The organism is Delftia sp. JD2 (assembly GCF_001682645.1).
Taxonomy (GTDB): domain Bacteria; phylum Pseudomonadota; class Gammaproteobacteria; order Burkholderiales; family Burkholderiaceae_C; genus Comamonas; species Comamonas acidovorans.
The window spans coordinates 32,794-56,800 of the sequence record NZ_LFJT01000023.1 but is presented as its reverse complement, the minus strand read 5'-3'; the positions used below and the strand labels follow the sequence as shown (position 1 = coordinate 56,800).

Here is a 24,007-nt window from a genome sequence, read left to right as displayed (position 1 = left end):
ACGCAGGATTACTTCTTGCCCTTGACGTGGGTTTCCAGTTCAAGGAACCCGGGACGTTCGGTGGAGAACAGCACCTTGCGGCCGAACTCGATGGCCGTGGCGGGGTTGTAGCCCTGCATGCTGGCCAGCAAAGTGGTCTTGATGCACTCCAGTTCCTTGGCGGCATCCTGGGCGCGTTGCTCCACCAGGCCGGCCATGGGTTCCACCAGCGCATAGGCCAGCAAAATGCCCAGGAAGGTACCGACCAGGGCCGAGGCGATCATGCCGCCCAGCACGGAAGGCGGCTGGCCCACCGAGCCCATGGTGTTCACCACACCCAGCACGGCCGCAATAATCCCGAAGGCGGGCAGGGCGCCGGCCAGGCGGGTCAACGCATTGACCGGGGCATGCGCTTCGGCGTGATGCGCCTCGATCTCGCTGTCCATCAGCGACTCGATCTCGTGGGAGTTGAGGTTGCCCGACACCATCATGCGCAGGTAGTCGGTCAGGAACTCCACCACATGGTGGTCGGCCAGCAGCTCGGGGTACTTGGTGAAGATGGGCGACTCGTTGGGTGCCTCCACATCGCTTTCGATGGACATCAGGCCCTCCTTGCGGGCCTTTTGCAGAATCTCGTACAGCAGGGCCATCAGCTCCATGAAGCGGGCCTTGGTGTAGCGCGAACTCTTCATCACGCCAGGGATGGCCTTGGCCGTGGCCTTGAGCACCTTGGGCTGGTTGCACACGATGAAGGCGCCGATGGCGCCGCCGCCGATGGTCACCATCTCGAAGGGCAGGGCCTTGAGAATGACCTGGACGTTGCCCCCGTGCAGCACATAGGTGCCGAAGATGCAACCGAAGGCGACGATGTATCCGATGATGACAAGCATGGGAGTGGATTCTGTCAGAGGTGTCCCGATGGAAAAGTCGGAACTGGCTTGGAAATGCGCGCTTGTTTTGACACTGGGCCGTGGCGGGGTGGCGGCCATCGACGAACCCATGGCTTGTCAAGCTATCGACCGCAGGCATCAATACTTGAGAGCCCTGAGATGCAGGTGTAAACGCGCCGCTGCGCGCCAAAAGCCCAAAAAGGCCGGCAAATCGGTGCCTGTTTGAGTCTTGCAAGGCGGGCGCTTAATAGCGGATCGCGTGGCGCGCATGCGAGGATAGTCGGCACAGTTTTATTCTTTGTGTCACCGCGCGCACAAGCGTACGGACCGCGGGCCTACCGTGTGCCGACCGCGGACCGGCCTGATACTTCCTCTGCTGCATCGCCATGCCATCTTCACCTCTTGCCAACGCCTTCGCTGCCGCTGCGCAGCCGCCCAGCATCGACAGCGAGCTGACCCGCATCCGCGCCATGGTCGATCGCGCGCAGTTCCTGGAGGCACTGTCGGACCTGGCGCAACTGGTGGCCCGGGACCCGCGCAACTCCAAGGTCTGGCTGCACATCGGCTTTGTCTACGTGCGCATGAGCATCTGGCCACAGGCCATGGAAGCGTTGCAGATGGCCTTGGAGATAGAGCCCCGAATGCCCAACGCCCAGCGCCTGCTGGCGCTGGCCCTGTTCAGCACGGGGCGCAGGCAGGAGGCCTGCGACCTGATCGACGACGCCTGCCGCCACGCCAAGAACGAGAACACGCACTGGATGACGCGGGCCTACATCCACTCGCACACCAGCAGCGATCCGCTCAAATCCCTGGAAGTGGCGCGCGACTGGGGCCGGCGCTTCGCCGATCCGCTGACCCGCAACGCCAAGCCCTTTCCCCCGCGCGATCGCAACCCGCGCAAAAAGCTCAAGGTCGGCTATGTCACGGCCGACTTCCGCCAGCACTCGGTGGCCTTCTTCATGCGGCCCGTGCTGGAGCACCACAACCCGGACAACGTCGAGATCCACGTCTACTCCAGCGGCCGCCCCGACAAGATGACCGAAAAGCTGCGCGCCCTGGTGCCGCACTGGCACGATGCGGTCGAGCAGACCGACGACCAGCTCTACGAACAGATCCGCGCCGACGGCATTGACGTACTGGTGGACCTTTCGGGCTTCACCCTGGGCCACCGCCTGGAAGTCTTCGCCCGCCGCGCCGCACCCGTGCAGGTGACCTGGCTGGGCTATATGCATACGCTGGGGATGAAGGCCATGGATTACCGGTTGGTGGATGGCGGCATCGCGCCGCCCAGCCATGCGCCGTATTACTCCGAGAACCTGTTTCAGCTGGCTTGCATGGCCAGCTACGCACCGCCGGAGTACTCGCCCCTTTGCGAAGAGCCGCCCATGCTGCGCAATGGGTATCCCACACTGATCTCCCTGAACAACTCCGCCAAGATCACCGACGAGATGCTGGCGGTCTGGGCGCGCATCCTGCACGAACGCCAGGACGCGCGGCTGATCATCATGGTCAAGGAGCAGGACCCGGACGCCGCGCAAGCCCACATGCAGCCGCGTGCGGAGGCCGCCGGCATGCCGCTGGACCGCGTGTCCGTGCTGCACCAGCAGCCGCTGGATGGTTTCATGGAGCTGGGGCATATCGCCGACGTGGCATTGGATACCTCGCCCATTTCCGGGGGGACGACGACCTTGCATGCGTTGTGGATGGGGCTGCCGATTGTGGCGCTGGATGCGGAGCGGGCGGTGGATGCATCTACTGCACGCGCACTGCAAGGACTGGGGTTTGGGGACGACGTGGCTAACAGCGTAGACAGCTACGTTCAGACCGCTGTGCGGCTCATGAATGATGTAGAGCATCTCCAGTTGCATAGATCAAGGGCACGCTCAAGTCTGGCGCACAGCGTACTCATGGACTACTCGGCGCGTGTTCAGGAGCTGGAGAAGGCGCTTCGTATCATGTGGCTCAACTGGTTGCGTGGTAGTCGAGACGCACTTTCGGTTGCTCATGACCTTGATGCTCTGCTGCAGCAAACGGATGCGCTCGCATGAGCAAGCAAACTACTGCATCTGACTGGGTGCCTCTGCTGGTGCCGGACATGCCATCGCCTCAAGTGTTGATGCCTTGGCTGGAACGCATGCATGCTGCGCGGCACTATTCAAATTTTGGCCCGCTTGTGCGGGAATTAGAGGCAGAGTTCGCGCAGCGCTTCGATGTCCCTGCAGAAGGCCTTACCACGGTGGCAAACGCGACGCTTGGCCTGGAGCTGGTATTGCAAGCCCTGGCTATGCCCCGCGGCTCCCGTATTCTCCTGCCTGCGTTTACCTTTGTAGCGACAGCTACAGCTGTGGTACGTGCGGGGCATGTGCCTGTGCTGACAGACGTGGACCCGAGTACCTGGATGCTCACGCCCGAGCTTGCCAGGGCAGCCTGTGCAGAAACACATATCGATGCCGTACTTCCGGTGGCAACTTTTGGAATGCCCCAGGACATGCAGGCATGGCAATTGTTCGAGCGAGAGACCGGTCTGCCGGTGGTCATCGATGCGGCGGCTGGTTATGGCAGCCAGTGGTTGCAAGGTGCACATGGGACATTGGTTTTCAGCATGCATGCCACCAAGAGTTTACCGGCTGGTGAGGGAGGACTTGTCGTTTCCACTCGCCCGGGATTGGCTGCTCGCGTGCGTCAGCTGTCTAATTTTGGAATAAATCTGGATCCTGCTTCGCATCTGCCTGTGGGTGCTCTGGCTTGTATTGGATCTAACGCCAAATTAAGTGAGTACCATGCAGCAATTGGATTGGCATCACTGCAAGTGTGGGAAGCTCACGCGTTTCAAAGGAGGTTGCTACAGTCTGAGCTTGTCAATGAACTTGACAAGATTTGTGATCAGCAGTTGTCTTGGCAGACACCCGGGCCAGGGGGTGTTTTGCAAGCGCCTTCGTTGCTATGTGTGCGAGTGCCAGATGAGAACGTGCGTATTTCTCTTGAGCGCTGTTGCAATCAGGCGCGAATTATGGTCCGGCGTTGGTATCAGCCCTTGCTGCAATATATGCCGGAATTATCCGCTTCTGTTGTTACGTTGAATACAAAGAATTCCCAGTTGCTAGCAAAAACCTTGTTGGGTTTGCCATTTTTTTTGGGAATTAATCAAGAGCAGAGACAATTGATTTTAAATGCGGTTCAACGGGCATGGAGAGAATGTACTGGTTGATGTCAGCCAATTCTTCTTGCGTAGTGGTCTGCAATACTGGAGTTTCTTTTGAAAATCTCCATGACCCTGTGCTCGGTATTCCCTGAGTTGTTTGCCAGATTATTCCACCATTTAGTGTCCGGGTTGATGTTGCTATCAAATTCCATTCCAAATAGCGGAGTGTATTTTAAAGAGTAGGTTGTCAATTCTGGTTCTACTGGGACGAGTTTTTCTCTCATGAACAGAAGGTAATCTTCAATTGTGTTGTTTGCATATCCAATATTTTTGGCATATGTAGACCATACGAAATTCTCATTCGTGGAACGCGCAAGGTCGGAGTGATGCATCTCCGGTGAGAAGAGTATGCTGGGATCGTCCTCGTGACGCTGATCTTCTTCAATGCTCCACAATGAAAGCATATCCTCTGCTCTCGCCACCATAAATGCCTCGGATATTTGAAATGGAATATTTCGCATAGTCCAACCCATATGGAATCCAATTCTTCCGGGAAAATAGCTGCCTTGGTGGCCGAATGTTGTTTGGATATATTTTCTGACATTTCCAATTGCCACGTTTCCGCTTCTAAGTCGGACGGAGTATTTTATGCCTTTTTTCTGGATATTTTCTGCGCCGGCCTTCGCTGTGCGAATCATATAGTTTCGGCGAAGCGGCCCCGGCACCTCAGGTAGTTGTACTTCGATTATCTCATCTACCCATCTTGCGCATCGGCTCAATGCTTCTGGGGACTGGCCGGCATCTGTCGCAAAGCAATGGTAGTCATTAGGGTATTGGAATCTCTGATAGGCCAGTGCAAGCTCCGTAAATGCGAATATTGGACCCTGAGTGAAAAATCCTATCTCTGAGTAATGTTCCTTTTGGGGAGGGACTAGATGAATATTTTTTTGAAGTAGCAAAAGCTCTTCGGCAATGTGATTGCTCTGTGTTCCGTATTCGATTGCAGGGATGGATTGAAAATTTCCAAGACTTCCAATTTGATGCGATACTTCAACAAAGGAAGCGGAAAATATTAGAATGAGAACGCTTTTTGGATCTTCATTTTTGAGAAGATAATCCGGTGATTTGACCTCTAGGTTATGGATTATCTTTCCTTGATTTTCTGAGTGAGGGCAGATTGTATATTCTGCCTTTATGCCAACAAGAGGGTAAAGATCTCTTAGAAATTGACCAGCGCCCCATGCAATGATTTTTATTTTCTTAAGATCAATGTTGGGGTATCTGATATGCAGCCTGGATAGGCCTCCTTGAATGATTGCCATTTTTTGGGTGAGTTTGTTAGATGAAGATGGCGTCGAGAAGTATTTCCACTGACTGCTTTGCCAGCTCGACGCGTGACTGCGGACTCATTTTTTCTTCGTAATTGAAGTTATCGGAAACCATGTTGATGGTTAGTGCATGACGTTTCCGAGTGATTGCCAGTAAATACAAATAATAAGTCTCCATATCAACACCGAGTATATTGGCATCTCTGTAGGCGTGCCACCAATCGGTTTTGTCATTGTAGAAATTATCAGAAGCGAAGAATGTGCCTACGTGAACACGCTTTGAATATTTGGACGAGGCCTGCATGAACTTATTCAGTAGTTCATGGCTGCAGCAAGGTGCGATACTGAAATCCTTGGTACCAAGCCGGCTATCACTGGAGGCACTCATTGGGACAATGATGTCTCCAATTTCAATTTCTTTTTGAAAACTGCCGCAAGTACCGATTCGAATGATGTGTTTTACATCATAAATATCGAACAACTCGGTTGCGTATATCCCAAGACTAGGTTGCCCCATTCCTGAGGCTTGAATGGATACTTTGTGCCCTTTGTAGTATCCCGTGAATCCTAGACAATTCCTTATGCTGTTAACCTGCTTCGAGTTGTCAAGGAAATTTTGCGCAATATACGCAGCTCGCAACGGATCTCCAGGCATCAATACCGTATCAGCATAATCTCCTGGCTTGGCTTCATTGTGTGGTGTCATTGAGCATCTCCTTAATCATTTTGTATTTTGATGTGTTTACATGATTGGCAACGCTAAATCCATCTAGTTCGCTGAGCAAGTTTTCAAATTTTTCAAGGATATTGAAATCTGCTTGTAATAATTCTATCTCTATCAGCTTAATGGTCGTATTGCGTACGGTGAAACTGTAAAGGACAAGAACTGCCTCATTGGATGTAAATATATGGCAGTTTTTTTGTATTTTGAAATCAAATTGAGATGCAACAAGATTGAGAAATGTCAATATGGATTGAGTCTTTGTCTCTTTTGATAGTTGTATGACAAGCTCAAATCGATTTAATGAGTTTGGGTTGGCATCTTTGATAGTGATGTCAGAAGGGAACGTCGCCCCTGCTGGCTGCTCTCGGTACCTAATGAACTCTATTTTTTCATTGTTTGGCGAGAAGTAATAATCTGCCGAATTGATGTGCTCATATGTGAAGCTTTGATCTTTAGAGAATATTTCGATGAAGGAATTTTCATCTACCTCGTTGGCGAGATATTTTTTTTCTATCTCGGTGTCTGCTGAAATATTTGTTGTGGACAAATATTTGTTATAGTTTTCCCAGGTTCCAATATCGATGTAATTGTTTTCATATGTGCGATCAAATCCGTATATATTTATTATTTCACCGATTTCTTTAGTTCTCTTGAATACATCATCTTCATGGAATTTTCTTAGATCTATTCCATCAAATTTTATAACACCCCAGAATCTATCTGAGTTATTCTCAGTTTTGGGAGACTTTACCTCGAATCTGGTTCCGCAAAGTGTTAAGCGATCCACCTTGGTGCTGTCCGTTGTCGTAAATAGTCCTGCGCAGATCCCCGAATGTCCCAGCATCTCCATAAAAGGATTGCCGTCGAAGATACTGTCGGGTAGGCCGAAAAGGCATTGGTCTTTGTCGTCAGGAAGGGTATGGAGATAAAAATCCCTTAATATTTGTGCAAATCCAATATCTTTTTGCTCTATATGAGAGAATTTTTGCGTATCAGAATAGTAAGAGACCACATCTTGTTTGAAGCTCTTTCCATGTATGAAAACTATCTTTTCTGCTCCTGCGAATAGCATTTTCTGCACAAGATGATTCGATACAGGATTATAAAATCCGTAATTTTTCTGAGGCAGCATTTCTTTGGAGTATGGCAAGCCTAGCCTGCTGCCTTGGCCACCTATTGGAATAAGACCATAAATCATAGTTTGATAATTTTGTTGATACTGATGTCTATGTGATGATGTAAAGATCGTGTGCTGTCTTAGATATTAATTGCTGGGTTGCATATTGTTTTTTTTCATTGCAAAGCAATATGCTCTCTGGAAGTGAGCTACCCGATCTTCAATTCCTTGTCCAAGAACTGCATATTGCGTAGCCTGCTGCACGCCTTGCTGTATCTTGTTGCAGATTTCGCCATCCTCAGAAAAAACCTTATGTGTGAAATCATGGCTATCTGAATAAATGCGCTCCATCATCTTTGCTCCTACCTCGGTGCTGTTGCTGAAGCCAACACCTATTGTGCGTGAGTGCACTCGCGTGCGACTGGCTGAGATAGGGTCGAAGCGCTGCACATGAAAGCTGTACCCCATGAATGAGGTGACGGTGAGGTTAGGGAAAATCAAGTGATGCGTATAGTGCTCAAAGCGCCATGGCCATTGACCTATTTTCGTGCCCAAGCGCGTAAACCGGGCGACCCAGTCGGGATTGGCTGTATGCTCCAGATGAGTGTGCAGGGGGTCATCTAGAAAAAAGACTGGTGCCTGCTCCTCCTGGCTCATGCCATCTATCTGGCCGAAGGTGCGATTGTGCACTGCGGGGACATGATAGCCCTCTAGTGAATTCTCGATAACTACCTTCCAGTTGGCTGTCACATCTTCCTGAAATTCATCAAGCACGCCATTCATCCCGGAACTGGCACGCTCAAGGAATTCATATTGATTTCCCAAATATTCTCTAAGACAGGGGCCTTGTGGGGAAAGACGTACGAAGACGAACTGACCAACAGCCTCACAGGAAAATTCCTTTAATCGGAATCTTTCAGGATCAGCTGTGACCATGGGAAACGATTTTTTTTGTGGAATCCCTGTGGGAATGCCTTCACGATCAAAAACCCAGCTATGGTAAGGACAGCGTATCGGACCCTTGTGCAGACCTGGCTCACATAGCTTGGCATGGCGATGAGAGCACACATTCAAGAAGGCGCGCGGATGGCCTTGAGTGTCTGCTTGCAGTAGCAGTTCGGTTTCGCCTAAACGAACACCATAATGCATTTTTCCCTGCAACTCAAGCATCAATCCTGCAAATAGCCAAGCCTGAGGGAATAGGTTTGTCAATTCCTGCGCATGCTGTTCTTTCAGCCAGTAAGCCTGAGGTGGGATGCGATCGGGAATCGATTCAATAGAGGAATTCATGAGGAATTTGCCAGTGGAGCTCAGTCGTTGCAAGATGTTGCGAACAGGTTGACCACGAAGGGGTGGCCGTAATGCTGATCCAGTCTGGGTAAGTATTCATGCAAAGATGTTTGGATGTTTTGGCGTAGATCAAAAAATATCTGCCTTAATGAGGTCTGAGTAATTGGGCTAGGATGTATGAGCGCATTATCTCAATGCAGAATTTTTAAGATCCCGATGTATTATCCTTTGTTTATGATAAGAGGTTTGGATTTATATTTAGGTTTTGAATATTGTTAATAATTGTGGCGTGATTTTATTCAATGATCAGCGGAATGAAAAACGTCGAGCAGGATTTCCAAGTATTGTAATTTCTGCCGGGATTTTTCCGATAACCACGCTGCCGGGTCCAACGGTAACTCCATCTCCGATAACAGCGCGACTGGTAATGACACTGTTCGGGTGAATTGTGACAAAATTACCTATCCGGGCGCCTCCTGCGATAGTACAGTGGCTATTGATCTGGCACCAATTGCCGATTTTTGCATCATGTCCGATAACGGTGTATTCCTGAATGTGGGTAAATTCACCAATATTGACATCCACGGAAATTCCAACATGAGGCGTAATTATGCAGCCGTGTCGTATTTGGGCGTGTCGATTTACGTTTGCGCGAGGGTGAGCCACAGTGATAAATTCGGCATCATACTTGTCGCGTAGTGCTGCAGTGTATTTGAATCGTTGCTGGGGATCTCCCAGTGCAGCCAAAAATACCTCTTCAGGTTTGGGCGTGTAAGTCAATGGGTTGCTGATGATGGGCACATTACGTGGTGTCGAATCCAACGCATTTGTTCGACTATCAAGAAAACCTTTGACGGCGAAGATGGGGTTGTCATCCTCTATATAGCTCAGTACTTCACGTCCGAATCCGCCTGCGCCGACAATCAATAAGGGTCGACGCGTATCTGGATGTTGCATTTTAACGAAAATTAGCTAATGGTTAGTCCGCCATCCATCACCAAGGTAGTTCCCGTGATCCATCGGCTGGCGTCTGACAATAGAAAAACTGCGGCATTGGCAACATCCTCTGGTTTGCCGAATCCGAGAGGATAGTTACCTCGCTCTTTTTCCATGGAACCTACTACGGTTGCTGTCGCCTCCAGTAGTGGTGTATCAACTAATGCTGGAGACAAGCAATTTGCCCGTATTCGTCGCTTGACAACCTCCATGGCCAAGCAGCGCACCATTGCTATTAGTGCAGCCTTTGTGCCTGAGTATGCCGCTACTCCTGGAACCCCTATATGAGCCGCAATTGATGAGAGAAAAACCAATGAACCATCTGCGCTTATGAGGTTCCGTTTGAGTAGAGCTTGCGTTAGAAGCATTGGGGCATCGACATTGATGGCTTGGACTTCTCTGAGGTGCTGCTCCGATATCATGCGTACGGGACTCAGGCGAGAGATTCCGGCGCTGTGCACTACTCCATGCACCGGGCCTCCAATATGTGCGACCAATCTTTCACGATCCCTTTCAAGGGTGAGGTCCGCCTGCAGCATTTCATGGGGCTTATCCGATATGGATTTCAACTGCTGCAGGCTGCTGGCCAGACGCTCTGGATTTCGCCCTATCCCCAGCACCTGGGCACCCATGCGTGCGCAAGCTAAGGCTGTAGCAAGACCCAGTCCAGAAGTTGCGCCCGTCACGATGATGCGGCGGTCATGCAGGTGAAAGGGAGTGAAAGTCTCGTGGTTCATGAGGGTTATTCTTCGATCAACTCAGGAAGACAAGCGCCATCGATATCCATGATGCAGGCTCCCCATGAAAGGCCAATTCCAAATCCCGAGAGAAGTATTTTGTGCCGGTCTTGCGCAAGTGTATTGCGAAGTCGCGCCGTAATTGTTATCGGTAAAGTCGCACTGCTGGTGTTGCCAAAATCATGCAAAGTGCTTGGAGTCTGTTCGATAGTAAGTCCCAGCTTTTTTCTGATGGTCTCATTTATCATTCTATTGGCTTGGTGAAAAATATAATAATCAATATTATTTTTTTCAAGCTTGGCATATTCGAGGATTTGCTGTACAGCAGGTGGCACTCTTTGGGTCGAGAAGCTAAGAACTGCTGGTCCATCCAGAGATAAATCATTGGGCCAATGGAGAATTCCATGGTCATCGCGGGTTGGAATGCCATGATGTATCGCGTACGGTTCCCTATGCCCCCCAATAGGCTTCATGATGGCCTTGTAGCCGCTGCCGTCACTATTGAGGTCAAAGTGCATGGGAGCTGCATCGGCCGAGAACTCTAGCGCTGTCGCGGTTCCTGCATCTGAGAAGAGTGGATCATTGATGTTAGCCGATTTATCGCCCACCAGCAGCAATCCCTTCCTTACTCCACCTGCTGCAATCATGCTGCCCAGGAGGTGTAGTCCGAACGGATAACCCGAACAGCCCAGGTTCACATCAAAAGCAATAGTTCCGTGTGGTAATCCCAGCCTGTCCTGAAGAATGATTGCGGTGGATGGAATCAGATAGTCGGGAGACTGGGTAACGACGATCAGAGCATCGATTTCGTTGCGCTGCCACTGCAGTTCGGCCAGCAACTTTTCTGTGGCAGCAAAGGCTAGGTCCGAAAAGCACTGCCATTCCGGGCAGATGCGCCGCGTCTTTATACCGATGTTGCGCACCAGCCTTTCACGCTCGGAGCGTTGCGATGGTGGGCAATCCTCCAGATTGGAGATCACCCGCTTGGGTACGCAACTGGACATGCCCGCAAAGCGGACGTTGTGCAGAGTGGACAGCGCCATGGTGGTTATCCCAGCAGCTTGTAGAGGTCGGTGATCGTCGAGCAGTTCTTGAGGTCGTCCCCGGTGATGGTCTTGCCGAACTCGACATCGAACATGACGATCACGCCCAGCGCGGCCAGAGAGTCCCACTCGGGCAGGCTCCTGAGCTCGGTTTCGGGGGTGACTTCTACGGCTTCCTGGAAGTCCACGGCGGTCAGAAAGCTTTCGATGAATTGGTCAATGGAGGGCATGGGATGGGTTCCTGAAAAATAGGCTGGGCGCCTGCCTATGAGGGCAAACGCTTCGATGAATTTTCGCAGAGCGCCCCTGCGCCGGAAGGCTGGAACTGTGGGCGAAAGCGAGTCCTGTTCCGATGCTGCGCGGGGCGATGCTGTCCTGGCGGACCCGGGGATGATGGCATATGGCTCCCTGGGGTGCTTCCTGTTTTGTAGCAGGCGGTGACCGGGCCACCTGGTAAAAGTGGAAGAAATGCGGTTTGCGCCCGCTTATCCAGGGGCCGTGTTTGCCGGCTTGCCTGCACGATGGCGGTATTTGTGCGGGTGCTGGCCTGGGTGCCGGGCCTGTGGTGGGGCGCTTGCCCGCAACCTTGATGACCAAGATGAATACGAACGAGCATTTGCAGCAGGCCCGCCAGTTGCACGACCAGTGGCAGTTCGAGCAGGCCCGCCAAGCCTATGAAAAGGTGCTGGAGCAGGAGCCTGCCCATGCCGAAGCCCTGCACGGCATGGCCCAGCTGCTGGGTCTGCACCAGCTGCGCAGCGCAGAGGCGCTGCCCTATCTGGAGGCGGCCATCGGCGTGCGGCCTGCGGATTTTGGCTACTGGCGCCTGTACATCCACATGCTGATCCGCGAGGGCCTGCTGGACATGGCCATCTCGCTGATCGACGTGGCACGGGCCAACGGCATGCAGGAGATTGCGCTGGAGCAGCTGGAAAAGGATGTGGCTCTGGTGCAGGGCGCCCAGGCCGCAGCGTTTCTGGAGGAGCAGGCCGCGCGTTGGCCGCTGGGGCCGGCTGAGCCGGAGATGGCGCCTGCTGCCGGCGATGGCCGGGGCCGGGTGCCCGATGCGCAGCTGCGGCTGCTGATGCAGCTGTTCGCCCAGCGCGAGCATGCCGAGGTCAGTCAGTTGGCGGGGTCGCTGGTTCGCCAGTATCCCAGGAGCGGCTTGGTCTGGAAGCTCAAGGCGGCAGCCGATCATGCGAACGGCCGCATCGAGGCGGCCCTGCAGTCAGCGCGCCAGGCAGCCGTTCTGCTGCCGCGCGATGCCGAGGTGCAGTTCAACCTGGGTGGTATCTGCCTGCAGGCAGGCCACGCGGCCGAGGCCGAGCGTGCGATGCGCGCGGCTTTGGCGCTGCGGCCGCATTGGACCCAGGCTTTCTCGCATCTGGGCGATGCACTTTGTGCCCAGGACCGTACCGAAGACAGCCTGCCCTGCTATGTGAACGCGCTGCTGCTCGATCCCGAGGATGTGGACACGCTGTCCCGGCTGACCGCTGCGCTGCAGAAGACCGGACGGCTGCAGGAATGTGCGCAGTTCCTGGTGCTGCTCATGCAGCAGCGGCCCGAGGACCTGCGCTTGTGCCTGGCCAGCGCCCATGTGCTGGGCGAGGCTGGCTGGGAGCTGCAGGCGGAAACGGCCTATCGCATGGCGCTGCAGCTCGATCCCGGCAGCCTGGAACTGCTGCTGCATCTGGCGTTGCTGCTGTGTGCCGGCGGCCGACTGGGGGAAGCCGAAACCTGCTTGCGCAAGGCGCTGCAATTGCGTCCCGACAATGCGGTGCTTCTCTGCGAAACGGCCTTCACGCTGTTCGCCCAGAAGAAGTGGGATCAAGCGTTGGAACTGCTTGAAGAAGCGCTGCGCATTCAGCCTGATAGCGCTCGCGCACAGATCATCCGTTGCCACGTGCTGCTTGAAACCCGTGATCTGCCCCGGCTCGACCAGGCGCTGACGGCCGCGCTGGAGCGCTTGCCCGGTGACCGGGAGCTGATGTTCCAGCGTGCCGCCTACTGGGACCGCTGCGGTGACGCCGCGCGCCACATGCAACAGCTGGATGAACTGGTGAGGCTGCACCCGGACTACGAGCCCGCCTACAGCGCGCGCCTGTTCGCCATGATCCATTCTCCTGAGGCCAGTGCAGCCTCGGTGGGCCGGGCCAACCGCGAATATGGCGCGCTCATGCGGTGCCACTCCGCGGGGCAGCAAGGGACCGGGCATGACAATGCCCGCGACCCCGGCAAGACATTGCGCCTGGGCTTTGTGTCCGGCGATCTTCGCGCCCATGCGGCCGCCAAGTTCTTCCTGCCGGTGATGCGCGAGCTGTCCCGGCATGGCGACCTGGTGTGCGTTGCCTATTGCAACAACGAGATCCACGATGAAGTCACCAAGGAGTTCCAGGGCCTGTTCCAGCTGTGGCGCGGTATCCGGGATATGAATGTGCAGTCGCTGTCGAACCTGGTGCGGGCCGACGGCATCGATATCCTGATCGATCTGAGCGGCCACACGCGCGGGCACCGGCTGGATCTGTTTGCCGCCAAGCCTGCGCCGCTGCAGATGACCTGGATAGGCAACCCCGGCAGCACGGGCCTGGAAAGCATGGACTACATCGTGCTCAGCGACCTGATCCTGGAAGATGAACTGCTCAAGACCCAGCTGACGGAGCGGCTGATGCGTGTTCCGCTGGCATATGTCTTCGACGGAGGCATCCACCAGGAGGCCGTGGCGCCACTGCCGGCGCTGCGCAACGGGCATTTGACGTTTGGCTCCTTCAACCGCCTGTCCAAGATCAACCGCAAGGTGGTTTCTGTCTGGGGTGAGGTGCTGCGCACCCTGCCCACGGCGCGGCTGAAGATCGCGGCCTGCTCCCGTTCCGGTCCTCCGCAGCACCTGCGTGACTGGCTGGCCCAGGAGGGCGTGGCCGCGCAACGCGTCGATTTTGTGGAGCAGATGGGATTCGAGCACTATCTGCAGGCCCACCATGACATAGATATCTGCCTGGATACTCTGCCCTTCACGGGCGGAGTGGTCACCAACCACGCACTGTGGATGGGCGTGCCCACGCTGACGCTGATGGGGGAGCTGCTGGCGGGGCGGCAGTCGGCCGAAGTGATGGCTCGTGTGGGCCTGGACCAGGGCTTTGCAGCGCGGGACCTGGCGCAATTGCTGGACCAGGCTGCGTACTGGCAGGCACATTTGCAGCAGCTGCAGCAGATACGCCAGGGGCTGCGCGCACGCCTGCAGGACCTGGAGCCGCAACAGGCGGATATCGTGGCGCGCTCGGTGGCGATGGGGATGCGCCAGGCCTGGGCCCGCTGGTGCCAGGGACAGGAGCCTGTGGATCTGCGTGTCTCCTATGAGGATCTGGGTCTGGCCGCTCCCGTGGCCCCCGTTTTGTAACAGCGAATCAGGCACCGCGCGGATGGGCCATGCCGCGCGGTGCAAAAAATCTTGTGAAGTCCCCCTAAAGTTCGCCGGGGCAGCTCCGAAAACCAACTCAGCAGAGGGACAAAAAGTCCTGAGCCCACCAAAAGCCGCGTAATTCGATGTGAAAGCGGCCGATGGTCGGATTGGGCCGCCGCCGCCCGCCTTGCGATAAGCGAGGGCACCGTGGCGGCGACGTAACTGACTTTACTAGGAGTTGTCACCATGGCCATGTCTATCAACACCAACGTGCAATCGCTGAACGCCCAGCGCAACCTGGCTACTTCGCAAAGCTCGCTGTCCACCACCATGCAGCGCCTGTCCTCCGGCCTGCGCGTCAACAGCGCCAAGGATGACGCCGCTGGCCTGGCCATCGCAGAACGCATGAATGCCCAGGTCCGCGGCATGAACGTGGCAGTGCGCAACGCCAACGACGGCGTGTCGATGGCCCAGACCGCTGAAGGCGCCCTGTCCAAGGTGACCGACGCTCTGCAGCGTATGCGTGAACTGGCTGTGCAGGCCCGTAACGGCACCAACGGCGCCAAGGACCAGGTTTCGCTGAACAAGGAATTCGTCGAGCTGGGCAAGGAAATCGACCGCGTGATCAAGGGCGCTGATTTCAACGGCAAGAAGATTCTGAGCACCGACTCCGGCGCCATCAACTTCCAGGTCGGCGCCAACACCTCGGCCAACGACTCGATCACGGTCACCACGAGCAACCTGGGCACGAACACCGACATCACGGCCATCACCAGCGCCTCGATCGGCTCCAACGCCACCACGGCTCTGGACGCTACCGCCCTGGCCACCGTGATCTCCAACCTGGACACGGCTCTGGACACGGTCAACTCCGAGCGCGCCGTGCTGGGCGCCACGCAGAACCGCTTCGAGGCCGTGGTCTCGAACCTGCAAGTGGCTTCCGAGAACACCGCTTCGGCCCGTAGCCGCATCATGGATGCCGACTTCGCTTCGGAAACCGCCAACCTGAGCCGCTCGCAGATCCTGCAGCAAGCCGGCACGGCGATGGTGGCCCAGGCCAACCAGCTGCCCCAGGGCGTTCTGGCCCTGCTGCGCTGATCGTAGTACGAGTCCGGCTGCCTTCCCAAGCAGGAGGCGGCCGGAATTCTCCAAACCCCAGGCATCTGCCTGGGGTTTTTTTTATGGCCGAAAGAGTGGGCGAAGAGGGTGTTCGAAGGGTGAATTGGCGCCGGATCATGGGCTTTATCGGCGCTTTGGCGCAGGGGCTTTTCCGCACAATCGTTGGCATCAGATAGGCAGAGCTGGAAGTCCTGGCGTGCTTTCTGGCGTTCTGGCGGCTTGGGGTCGTCGAACGGTTGGCCATTGTTCATGCCTAACGAGGAGCTGCCCCATGGCATCCATCATCAACACCAATCTTGTTTCGCTTAACGCCCAGCGCAATCTCAGCACATCCCAGTCGTCGCTGAGCACGACCATGCAGCGCCTGTCTTCGGGTCTGCGTGTCAACAGTGCAAAGGACGACGCGGCGGGTCTGGCCATTGCCGAGCGCATGAACGCTCAGGTACGCGGCATGAATGTGGCCATGCGCAATGCCAATGACGGCATTTCCATGGCGCAGACGGCCGAAGGCGCGCTGGGCAAGCTCAGCGACAACCTGCAGCGCATGCGTGAGCTGGCCGTGCAGGCCGCCAACGACACCAACGGCACGACGGACCGTGGTTCGCTGGACAAGGAGTTCCAGCAACTGGCACAGGAAATCGCCCGTATCGTCGGCAGCACGAGCTTCAACGGCCGCCAACTGCTGGACAACAATAATGCCACCGTGTTCCAGGTGGGGGCAAATACCGGCGCCGACAACCAGATCACGATCATGGCCGTCAACCTGACGGGCACAGCACCGGGCGGTTTGGATATCACGACCGGTACGCCTCCTTCGCTGGGTGGAGCTCTGGGTTCTCTGCTCGGTGCAGGCAGCTCGGCTCCTGATGCGCGCCTGTCCATGGCTGCCATCGATACGGCGCTGGACCTGGTCAACAACACGCGCGCCACCTTCGGTGCCGCACAGAACCGCTTCGAAGCCGTGATCTCCAACCTGCAGGTGGCTGCAGAGAACACCGCATCCGCACGCTCGCGCATCATGGATGCCGACTTTGCCGCCGAAACCGCGAACCTGAGCCGCACGCAGATCCTGCAGCAGGCCGGCACAGCCATGGTGGCTCAGGCCAACCAGCTGCCCCAGTCGGTGCTCAAGCTGATCCAGTAAGAGGGAGCCAGGGGGGCTTTTGAGCCTGGCTGCGCGGGGCGTGGCCAAGAAAAGCCTCAGGTTCCAGAAAAACCGGTCGATAAGATACCGGGGGATGCTCTCGGGCATTTGGTGTGCGTGTTCGCAAGGACGCGCTCTGCGCTATGGCGCGGAGGTGTTCTGCACTTAGAAAGGGATGGTCATGGCCACCTTGAGTTCAGCTGGCATCAGCGGCAGCGGCCTGGACGAGACGATGATCGCCAAACTGGTGGCCCTGCAAAGGCAGTCACTGGTTCCGCTTCAGCAAAAAGCGTCTGTCCTGGATTCCAAGATATCCACGTTCGGGCAGATCAAATCCCTGATGTCCACGCTTCAGGACGCGGCCACTTCCCTGGCCGACGCTGATACGTGGCGTTTATCCAATGCCACCTCGACCAATACGGCCGTGACTGCCACGGTGACGGATGCCAATGCACTGCCCGGATCTTCGGTGATCTCGGTGACGCAACTGGCGCGCAGCCAGTCCGTGGCGACCGGTGTCATGCCGACGGCCACCCAGTTCGGGGCTGGCAAGCTCACCATCACCATGGGCAGCTGGGACAAGACTGGCGACCAGTTCAGCAATCCCGGCACTCCCGTGGAGATCGATATCGCGGCTGGTGCCAAGCTGGAAGACGTGGTCCAGGCCATCAATAGCAAGGGCACGGGCGTGGTGGCGTCGGTGCTCAAGGATGCCCAGGGTGAACGCCTGGTGCTGCGCTCGCGTGCCACGGGTGCCGATGCCGGCTTCACGGTCGGTGCCAGCGGCGATTCCAGCCTGTCGGCCCTGGCCTTCAACGGCAAGGCAACCACGGGCTCCGTGGCGCAGTACGCCCAGAATGCCGAGATCAATGTCAACGGCATCACGGTGCAATCGACCACCAACGAGTTCAAGCAGACCGTGCCTGGCCTGAACATCACCGTGAACCAGGTGACGGCGGCGGCCACCCCGGTGACGGTGACGGTGTCCTCGGACACTGAGGGCATGAAGAAGAAGATCCAGGCCTTCATGGATGCCTACAACGGACTCAATGACGCGTTGGCCAGCTCAACCAAGTACGACGCCGAAAGCAAGGCCGCCGGCGTGCTGCAGGGCGACTCCACCACGGTGGGCATGACCAACAGCCTGCGCAGCGTGGTCTCGGGTACGGTTGCTGGCGCAGCGGACACGCTCAAGCGTCTGTCGGACATGGGCATTCAGATCCAGAAGGGCGGCAAGCTGACCTTCGGCACGACGGCAAGCGACAAGACCAAGCTCGATGCAGCACTGAAGGACCCCGAGTCCATGAGCAAGATGTTTGCTGCAGTGGGAACGGACGGGCAGCCTGATACGCAGGGCCTGGCCGCGCGCATGAAGGATTTCACGCGCAAGGCGCTGGAATTCGATGGCACCTTCGACACCAAGAGCAAGAGCCTGCAGGAGCTCAAGAAGAGCAACGGCAAGTCCCAGGACCGGATCAACGACCAGGCCGATTCGCTGGAAAAGCGCCTGCGTGAGCAGTACGCGTCGCTGGACAAGAAGATGAGCGGCTACTCGGCGCTCAGTGCCTACATGAACCAGCAGGTTTCCCAGTGGAATAAATAAATAGGAGCCATGCGGAGCGGCGGTCGTGTTTTCTGTAACCAATGCCCGGTGCCTCTAAATTTTCAGGCATTGCAGCCGAAGAACAAGACATCAAGGAAACGAACATGTACACATCGCTCAACCGCCGTGCTGCAAGTGCCTACGCCCAGGTCGGCGTCCAGTCGTCCGTGGACGGCGCATCGCCCCACCAGCTGATCCAGCTGCTGTTCGATGCGCTCGAAAAAGCGCTGAACGCGGCCAAGGGAGCCATGCAGCGTGGCGACATCGGTGAGAAGGGTGTGCAGATCGGCAAGGCCGTGCGCATTCTGGAAGAAGGCCTGAAGGCCTCCGTCAATCCCGATGAAGGTGGCGAGCTGGCCCAGAACCTGATTTCCGTCTACGACTACAGCATCACCCAGCTGACGCTGGCCAATCTGCGCAACGACACGGCGCTGCTGCAAAGCGCGCAGGATGTGCTGGCTCCGATTGCCCATGGTTGGCGCGACATCGCCAACGCGCCAGCCGTTGCCGGGACCTAGAAATGGAGCTGACATTGATTGACTTTTACCGGGCCATAGAAGACAGCAGCGCCAAGATGCTGCAGGCCGCACAGAACAAGGATTGGGAGGGGGTGACGCGCTACGAGGGCACTTGTGCCGTGCTGATCGAGCAGCTGCGGCTCAAGTCGCATGACGAGCCGCTGGCGCCCGATCAGCGCAAGGAGAAGGCCCGCATCATGCAGCGCATCCTGCGCAACGATGCCCAGATCCGCACGCTGGCCGAGCCCTGGCTGGCACAGTTCGAGCACATGTTCGACGGCCAGCCCCACGCCATGCATTGAGCAGGGCAGATCGGCAGGAGCAGCATCCGCAGCCTTCCTGCCGGCCAAAAAAAAACCGCCTGATGTTCAGGCGGTTTTTTTATGGGCGGAATCTGCGGATGCCAGGGGCGGCTGAGGCTTCCCACCCGGCTGCTGTGGACTGATCAGGCCGCAGGCGCGGGCTGCACCTGCAGTTCGCTGAGCATGCGCAGCAGGATGCGGTTCACGTCCTCGATCTCGAAGGCGTGTTCTTCGCGCAGCTGGCGAATCGGTGCGGGATCGTCGGACTCCAGCGCAATGGCCATGAGCAAGGCTGGCGCGTAGGGGCCGGTGCGCGTCACTGCGGCGTCGAAGACGCGCTCGGACACGGGAATGCGGCGCAGCGCGGTGGGCAGGGGCTCGCCCAGCAGCTGGTCCAGCTGCGAGAGCAGGCCCAGCAGATAGACCTCGCGCTGCAGGTCGTGGCTGATGCCGGCCTCGATCAGTCGCTCGGTCAGGCTGGCGCGCAGCCGGATGGCGGTGCGCACGGGCACCAGGCTGGGCTCGGTGCATGCGTGGGGCAGCTGGTCGGACAGCCAGCGCTGCAGCGTGCCGTATCCCAGCATCACCAGGCCGCGGCGCAGCGAGTCCACATTGCCCCGCAGGCCCAGGGCTGCGGAGTTGGTGTAGAGCATGAAGCGATAGGCCAGGATGGGGTCCTCGCCCAGGATCTGCTCGAAGGCCTCGATCGATTGCTCGGCATCGACGGCGCGCATCAGTGCGAGCACGGTGTCGCGGCTGGGCAGGGCGGCGTGATGGCGCTGGGCATGCAGCGTATCGGCCACGGGCCAGCCGGCGATGGCGCCCGCATGGAAGCTGTCCAGGCACAGATCGGTCAGGGCCAGGCTGTCCAGCCCCTCGTACATCTGGCCGCCCAGAAGTTGCAGGGGCGGCAGGGTGGGCGCGGGCCTGGCGGCCTGCTTCAGGGCCTGCAGCTTGGTCGGTGCCTGGGCTGCCTGCGCGGCCTGTTGCAGCGCAAGCGCTGTCTGGTTTTGCATGCCAGAAGCGCCTTCGGGCGGCAGGTGCAGCAGGCTGCTGGCAAACCAGTGGGCGGCCTGGGCGTCGGGCACATCGGACAGTGGCCCGCGCCACACCAGCATGAGGCCGCGCGCATGGGCCTGGCGCACCAGATCGTAGATGGCGGAGTCCTGCAGCCAGTCGCCGCGCACTTCGATCCAGGGGCTGCCCTTGGAGGCGTTTTCCAGCAGGTCGCACAGCACCTGGCGCGACTGGGGCGACAGCAGTACCGGCGGCGACTGCGTGCCCCAGGTCTCGCGCAGTATGCGCAGCAGGTGGGCCACGTCGGCCTGGACGCCGGGTTCCTCGTGAAGATAAAGCTGCACGCCCGCCAGACGGCGGGCCTGGTTCCAGAGCGGCCTATAGCCGAGGGTCAGAGAGCTCAGGACGGACTGGACCATGGATGCATGCGCGGGTGGCTATCAGTTGATGAAGTTGAACAGTGACAGTTTCTGGATCGAGGCATAGGACTGCAAGGCAGCCTGCATGCCCACCTTCTGCATGTCCACATCGGAGAGGGCCTTGATCATATCGATGTCTTCGGCCCGCGAACGCGCTGCTTCCTGCTGGTCCGCCTGGTTCTTCATGTCGTCTTCAAGGCGGTCGGCGCGGTTGAGCTGGTCGCCGGCGAAGCTGCGCATGGCCTGGACACGGCTCATGCCGGCATCGAGTTCATTGAGGCCGCGTGCCAGCCCTTGCTGCAGGCCGCCAGGGTCCGTGCCGCCGTTCTTGACTGCGGAAATCACGCCGTCGAGCACACTGAACAGGTCGGTGCGCTGGCTGGGCGCCAGCTTGAAGGTGTCGCCGGTGGCCGGGTTGCCCGAAATGCCGACGGACATGCCGTCCACGGTGAGTTTGCCGTCGGCGGGGAAGGCCGTACCGGCGGGAACCTTGTTGGTTGTGGTGCCCCCGGGGGCGGGCAGGGGGTTGAAGGCGTCGATGCTATAGGTGACGGCGTTGGTGACCGGGTCCTTGACGAAGGCAATGGTGTAGGTGTCACTGGTCAGTTGACTGGGATCCGTTACGGTACCCAGGCTCGCGTAGGCGGAACTGCCGGCCACCGACTGGCGCGAGACGGAAAACACGCCGTTGCCCGTAGGCACGTTCATCCAAGTCGAGAACCCGTCCAGCGCGATCGGCAGCCCGTTCTCGCCGCCTGTGCTCTGGCCTGCCTGCAGCTGGGAGCTCGCGCCAGGCGTGGCGCTGGTCAGGGGGTCTTCCTTGCTGCCCAGTCCCCGGAAGAGAGGCATGCCATTGGAGTCCTTGGCATTGGCGTAGCTCAGGACCTGGTCGCGCAGGCTTTGGAGTTCCTGCACCAGCGCATCACGGGCCTTTTGGTCATAGGAGCCGTTGCCTGCCGCCAGGATCTTGTCGCGGAAGTCCTTGAGTGCGTCCTGGGCCGTACCCAGCTTGGATTCGCCCTGGGCGATCACATCGCGCTGCAGGCCCAGCACGCGCTGGTCGTTTTCGGAGCGGGAGATGCGCGTGAGTGCGCGTTCGGCCTGTGCGGCGGCCACGGGGTCGTCGCTGGCGCGCACTACGCGCTTGCCGGAGGTGGTCTTTTCCATCAGGTCCACCAGACTCGTGTTGCGCGAGTTCAGGTTGTTGATGGTGCTTTCGTACATGTTGGCCGTGCCAATGCGGGAGATGCTCATGGTGGAATGCTCCTGTCCTGTGATCAGCGGCCTACGGTCTGCAGAACGCTGTCGAAAATGCTTTGCGCGACCTGCAGCATCTTGGCCGAGGCCTGGTAGGACTGCTGGTACTGCAGCAGCTTGGCGGCCTCTTCGTCGAGGTTCACGCCCGAGACGGCCGTGCGGTCCGCCTCCAGGTTCTTGGCAATGGTCTCGGACAGCTTGGCCGCGTACTGCGCGCTCTGCGTGCGCGTTCCGACCTGGGCCATGGCGGTGGAAAAACCGTCGCTCAGCGTGGTCGAGCCATCGAAGAGCTTGCTGTCGCGCAGGGCCAGGAAGGAGCTGGCATTGCCCGCATCGCGCTGATAGGCCGTGCCGTACTGTGGGTCGGTGGCCTTGCCCAGCGTGACCTTGTCGCTGGTGGTTCCGTTGATGGCGGGCGTGCCGGTGATCTTGACCTGCAGGCCCGGTGCCAGCTGGATCGGCTGGCCGGAGGTGTAGAGGCCGGTGGCGGGAATGCCGCCTGCCGGTGCCGGGGTGATGGTGTATTCCAGCTGACCGGCGGCGTTCTTGCTGAACGACACCTCGGCGCCGGCAAAGCCTGCCAGGCTGAAGCCGGCACTGACCTGGATGCCGCCCATTTGCAGGGTTGCATCGCCCAGCGATTTGATGCTGGCCGCCACGGGGTTGGCCACGGCCAGGTCGTTGGGCGAGTGCACGGCGGCCTGGATGTCGTGGGCGCCCGCCGCCATGGGGCGGAACAGCACGGTGTTGCCCGACACGCCTTCGGCCTTGAGGTCGAAGCGCAGGCCGTCGATCTCCTTGGAGCTCAGGTCGGCCATGTTGGTGAAGTCCGTGACCTTGCCGTCCGACAGGCGGATGACCTTGCCTGCTGGTGCCGTGCTGCCGAAGACGATCTGGTAGTCGGATGCCTTGAGCTGGCTGGAGTCGACCACCGTGGTCGTCGGCGTGGTGGCGCCTGTCCACTGCGCGCCCGTGGTCGAGCCGTTGCTGACCATGGACAGCTTGAACAGATTGCTGCCGCTTTGTCCCGACAGCGTCAGGCCCAGGTTGTTTTGCTCGTTCAGCGAGTCGCCAATGGCCAGGGCCATGCGGCCCAGCAGGTTGCGGCCCTCGGTCAGGTCGCTGCCCTGGAACTGCAGCAGGCCGGCGATCTCGCCGCCACCCAGCATGGAGGGCGTCAGTTCCACGTTCTGGCCGCCGGGCTGCTGGAAGTACAGGGCCATCTTGCCGCTGCCCGGGAACTCGGTGGCTTCCTTGAGCGTGAGCTGGGCGGAATTGGGTCCCAGCACCAGCGGCTGGCTGCCGCCCACGAACAGGCTGATGCTGCCGTCGTCCGCAGGGATCTGGCTGGTCTGCACGTATTTGTTGATGTTGCGCACCAGCTGGTCGCGCTGGTCCAGCAGGTCGTTGGGCGTCTGGCCCGAGGCGATGGAGCGGCTGATCTGCGCATTGAGCGTGGCCACCTGGCCGGCTAGGCTGTTGACCACGGTCACATCGTTGCCCATCTGCTGCTTGGCGCTGTAGTCCAGCTCGTCCAGCTGCGCCGATGCCGAGCGAAAGCGCGCCGCCAGCTCGTTCATGCGCGTGAGCACCACCTGGCGCGCCGACGGGTCGGTGGGCGCACCGGCCACGTCGCCGAACGAATTCATCATGTCGGTGATCGCCGCGCCCAGGCCAGTCTTGCCGCCGCCGAACACTTCCTGCATCTGCGCCAGCGAGGTGGCACGCGCCGAGTCGGCCGCCGACACGGCGCTGGCCGTGGCTGCCTGGCGGTTGAGCAGGTCATTGAAGTTGCGCAGGATGGTGTTCACATCCACGCCATTGCCGATGTAGCCGCTGCCCATGTTCTGGCCCGGCGAGGTCTGGAAGGCCACGCTCTGGCGCGAATATCCGGCCGTGTTGACGTTGGCGATGTTGTGGCCTGTGGTCTGCAGGGCGATCTGGTTCGCCATCAGGGCACGGGACCCGACGTTCAAAAGGCTCAT

Annotated in this window: 20 protein-coding genes; 8 read left to right on the top strand and 12 right to left on the bottom strand. The window is 58.0% G+C overall.

The genetic code is table 11. The features are described 5' to 3' along the window. Positions 1 to 8: 8 nt before the first annotated feature. Positions 9 to 869, bottom strand: a complete 861-nt coding sequence (gene motA / locus ACM14_RS14580) for a flagellar motor stator protein MotA (RefSeq protein WP_012202536.1) — start codon at positions 867 to 869, stop codon at positions 9 to 11. Between the two features lie 386 nt (positions 870 to 1,255). On the opposite strand from motA, the gene ACM14_RS14575 reads away from it, so the two are divergent. Then, positions 1,256 to 2,917: a hypothetical protein gene (locus ACM14_RS14575; protein ID WP_065346528.1), complete on the top strand. Its 1,662-nt coding sequence runs from the start codon at positions 1,256 to 1,258 to the stop codon at positions 2,915 to 2,917. Continuing rightward, positions 2,914 to 4,077, top strand: a complete 1,164-nt coding sequence (locus ACM14_RS30705; protein ID WP_175403273.1) for a DegT/DnrJ/EryC1/StrS aminotransferase family protein — start codon at positions 2,914 to 2,916, stop codon at positions 4,075 to 4,077. Before ACM14_RS14575 ends, ACM14_RS30705 begins: the two co-directional genes overlap by 4 nt. Positions 4,078 to 4,079: 2 nt before the next feature. Here ACM14_RS30705 and ACM14_RS31585 read toward each other — a convergent pair whose 3' ends face one another. The 8 genes from ACM14_RS31585 to ACM14_RS14550 all read right to left on the bottom strand — a co-directional run bounded on the left by ACM14_RS31585 (position 4,080) and on the right by ACM14_RS14550 (position 11,476). Next, on the bottom strand, positions 4,080 to 5,333 hold the full coding sequence (locus ACM14_RS31585) for a hypothetical protein (protein ID WP_139093431.1): 1,254 nt from the start codon (positions 5,331 to 5,333) through the stop codon (positions 4,080 to 4,082). Between the two features lie 16 nt (positions 5,334 to 5,349). Further along, positions 5,350 to 6,045, bottom strand: coding sequence for a purine-nucleoside phosphorylase (locus ACM14_RS14570; protein WP_065346527.1), 696 nt, complete (start codon positions 6,043 to 6,045; stop codon positions 5,350 to 5,352). Beyond that, positions 6,029 to 7,261 (bottom strand): hypothetical protein, encoded by a 1,233-nt coding sequence (locus ACM14_RS31580; protein ID WP_139093430.1) that lies wholly within the window; start codon positions 7,259 to 7,261, stop codon positions 6,029 to 6,031. Before ACM14_RS31580 ends, ACM14_RS14570 begins: the two co-directional genes overlap by 17 nt. A gap of 66 nt (positions 7,262 to 7,327) precedes the next feature. Continuing rightward, positions 7,328 to 8,470, bottom strand: a complete 1,143-nt coding sequence (locus tag ACM14_RS14565) for an aromatic ring-hydroxylating dioxygenase subunit alpha (protein WP_065346526.1) — start codon at positions 8,468 to 8,470, stop codon at positions 7,328 to 7,330. A 306-nt stretch (positions 8,471 to 8,776) separates the two neighbouring features. Continuing rightward, complete coding sequence (locus ACM14_RS30700) at positions 8,777 to 9,427, bottom strand: NeuD/PglB/VioB family sugar acetyltransferase (protein WP_084027379.1); 651 nt, start codon at positions 9,425 to 9,427, stop codon at positions 8,777 to 8,779. An 11-nt stretch (positions 9,428 to 9,438) separates the two neighbouring features. Further along, entirely contained in the window at positions 9,439 to 10,203 is a 765-nt protein-coding gene (locus ACM14_RS30695; RefSeq protein WP_084027378.1) for an SDR family NAD(P)-dependent oxidoreductase, read from the bottom strand. 5 nt (positions 10,204 to 10,208) lie between these two features. Next, positions 10,209 to 11,246: a ketoacyl-ACP synthase III gene (locus tag ACM14_RS30690; RefSeq protein ID WP_084027377.1), complete on the bottom strand. Its 1,038-nt coding sequence runs from the start codon at positions 11,244 to 11,246 to the stop codon at positions 10,209 to 10,211. Positions 11,247 to 11,251: 5 nt separating this feature from the next. Next, entirely contained in the window at positions 11,252 to 11,476 is a 225-nt protein-coding gene (locus ACM14_RS14550; RefSeq protein WP_065346523.1) for an acyl carrier protein, read from the bottom strand. 359 nt (positions 11,477 to 11,835) lie between these two features. Here ACM14_RS14550 and ACM14_RS14545 point away from each other — a divergent pair, with 359 nt between their 5' ends. The 6 genes from ACM14_RS14545 to ACM14_RS14520 all read left to right on the top strand — a co-directional run bounded on the left by ACM14_RS14545 (position 11,836) and on the right by ACM14_RS14520 (position 19,329). Then, a complete protein-coding gene (locus ACM14_RS14545; RefSeq protein WP_065346522.1) occupies positions 11,836 to 14,640 on the top strand; it encodes a tetratricopeptide repeat protein in 2,805 nt (934 codons plus the stop codon). Between the two features lie 249 nt (positions 14,641 to 14,889). Then, complete coding sequence (locus tag ACM14_RS14540) at positions 14,890 to 15,741, top strand: flagellin domain-containing protein (protein WP_065346521.1); 852 nt, start codon at positions 14,890 to 14,892, stop codon at positions 15,739 to 15,741. Positions 15,742 to 16,033: 292 nt separating this feature from the next. Then, a complete protein-coding gene (locus ACM14_RS14535; RefSeq protein WP_065346520.1) occupies positions 16,034 to 16,906 on the top strand; it encodes a flagellin domain-containing protein in 873 nt (290 codons plus the stop codon). 175 nt (positions 16,907 to 17,081) lie between these two features. After that, on the top strand, positions 17,082 to 18,509 hold the full coding sequence (gene fliD, locus ACM14_RS14530; protein WP_368072935.1) for a flagellar filament capping protein FliD: 1,428 nt from the start codon (positions 17,082 to 17,084) through the stop codon (positions 18,507 to 18,509). Positions 18,510 to 18,613: 104 nt separating this feature from the next. Then, positions 18,614 to 19,027 carry a flagellar export chaperone FliS gene (fliS, locus tag ACM14_RS14525; protein ID WP_012202552.1) on the top strand — a complete coding sequence of 138 codons (414 nt, stop codon included), beginning with the start codon at positions 18,614 to 18,616 and terminating at the stop codon, positions 19,025 to 19,027. 2 nt (positions 19,028 to 19,029) lie between these two features. Then, positions 19,030 to 19,329, top strand: coding sequence for a flagellar protein FliT (locus ACM14_RS14520; RefSeq protein ID WP_012202553.1), 300 nt, complete (start codon positions 19,030 to 19,032; stop codon positions 19,327 to 19,329). 143 nt (positions 19,330 to 19,472) lie between these two features. On the opposite strand, the gene ACM14_RS14515 is transcribed toward ACM14_RS14520, so the two are convergent. Genes ACM14_RS14515 through flgK form a run of 3 tightly spaced genes read right to left on the bottom strand, consistent with a single transcriptional unit; the run spans position 19,473 to position 24,007 of the window. Continuing rightward, on the bottom strand, positions 19,473 to 20,765 hold the full coding sequence (locus tag ACM14_RS14515; protein WP_034398042.1) for an HDOD domain-containing protein: 1,293 nt from the start codon (positions 20,763 to 20,765) through the stop codon (positions 19,473 to 19,475). Between the two features lie 21 nt (positions 20,766 to 20,786). Then, on the bottom strand, positions 20,787 to 22,019 hold the full coding sequence (gene flgL / locus ACM14_RS14510; protein WP_034398045.1) for a flagellar hook-associated protein FlgL: 1,233 nt from the start codon (positions 22,017 to 22,019) through the stop codon (positions 20,787 to 20,789). Between the two features lie 23 nt (positions 22,020 to 22,042). Next, positions 22,043 to 24,007, bottom strand: a complete 1,965-nt coding sequence (gene flgK / locus ACM14_RS14505) for a flagellar hook-associated protein FlgK (RefSeq protein WP_065346519.1) — start codon at positions 24,005 to 24,007, stop codon at positions 22,043 to 22,045.

Bases quoted from the DNA above. Each gene is read 5' to 3' on its own strand.
- motA (WP_012202536.1), bottom strand. From the start codon at position 869: ATGCTTGTCATCATCGGATACATCGTCGCCTTCGGTTGCATCTTCGGC.
- ACM14_RS14575 (WP_065346528.1), top strand. From the start codon at position 1,256: ATGCCATCTTCACCTCTTGCCAACGCCTTCGCTGCCGCTGCGCAGCCG.
- ACM14_RS30705 (WP_175403273.1), top strand. From the start codon at position 2,914: ATGAGCAAGCAAACTACTGCATCTGACTGGGTGCCTCTGCTGGTGCCG.
- ACM14_RS31585 (WP_139093431.1), bottom strand. From the start codon at position 5,333: ATGGCAATCATTCAAGGAGGCCTATCCAGGCTGCATATCAGATACCCC.
- ACM14_RS14570 (WP_065346527.1), bottom strand. From the start codon at position 6,045: ATGACACCACACAATGAAGCCAAGCCAGGAGATTATGCTGATACGGTA.
- ACM14_RS31580 (WP_139093430.1), bottom strand. From the start codon at position 7,261: ATGATTTATGGTCTTATTCCAATAGGTGGCCAAGGCAGCAGGCTAGGC.
- ACM14_RS14565 (WP_065346526.1), bottom strand. From the start codon at position 8,470: ATGAATTCCTCTATTGAATCGATTCCCGATCGCATCCCACCTCAGGCT.
- ACM14_RS30700 (WP_084027379.1), bottom strand. From the start codon at position 9,427: ATGCAACATCCAGATACGCGTCGACCCTTATTGATTGTCGGCGCAGGC.
- ACM14_RS30695 (WP_084027378.1), bottom strand. From the start codon at position 10,203: ATGAACCACGAGACTTTCACTCCCTTTCACCTGCATGACCGCCGCATC.
- ACM14_RS30690 (WP_084027377.1), bottom strand. From the start codon at position 11,246: ATGGCGCTGTCCACTCTGCACAACGTCCGCTTTGCGGGCATGTCCAGT.
- ACM14_RS14550 (WP_065346523.1), bottom strand. From the start codon at position 11,476: ATGCCCTCCATTGACCAATTCATCGAAAGCTTTCTGACCGCCGTGGAC.
- ACM14_RS14545 (WP_065346522.1), top strand. From the start codon at position 11,836: ATGACCAAGATGAATACGAACGAGCATTTGCAGCAGGCCCGCCAGTTG.
- ACM14_RS14540 (WP_065346521.1), top strand. From the start codon at position 14,890: ATGGCCATGTCTATCAACACCAACGTGCAATCGCTGAACGCCCAGCGC.
- ACM14_RS14535 (WP_065346520.1), top strand. From the start codon at position 16,034: ATGGCATCCATCATCAACACCAATCTTGTTTCGCTTAACGCCCAGCGC.
- fliD (WP_368072935.1), top strand. From the start codon at position 17,082: ATGGTCATGGCCACCTTGAGTTCAGCTGGCATCAGCGGCAGCGGCCTG.
- fliS (WP_012202552.1), top strand. From the start codon at position 18,614: ATGTACACATCGCTCAACCGCCGTGCTGCAAGTGCCTACGCCCAGGTC.
- ACM14_RS14520 (WP_012202553.1), top strand. From the start codon at position 19,030: ATGGAGCTGACATTGATTGACTTTTACCGGGCCATAGAAGACAGCAGC.
- ACM14_RS14515 (WP_034398042.1), bottom strand. From the start codon at position 20,765: ATGGTCCAGTCCGTCCTGAGCTCTCTGACCCTCGGCTATAGGCCGCTC.
- flgL (WP_034398045.1), bottom strand. From the start codon at position 22,019: ATGAGCATCTCCCGCATTGGCACGGCCAACATGTACGAAAGCACCATC.
- flgK (WP_065346519.1), bottom strand. From the start codon at position 24,007: ATGAGCCTTTTGAACGTCGGGTCCCGTGCCCTGATGGCGAACCAGATC.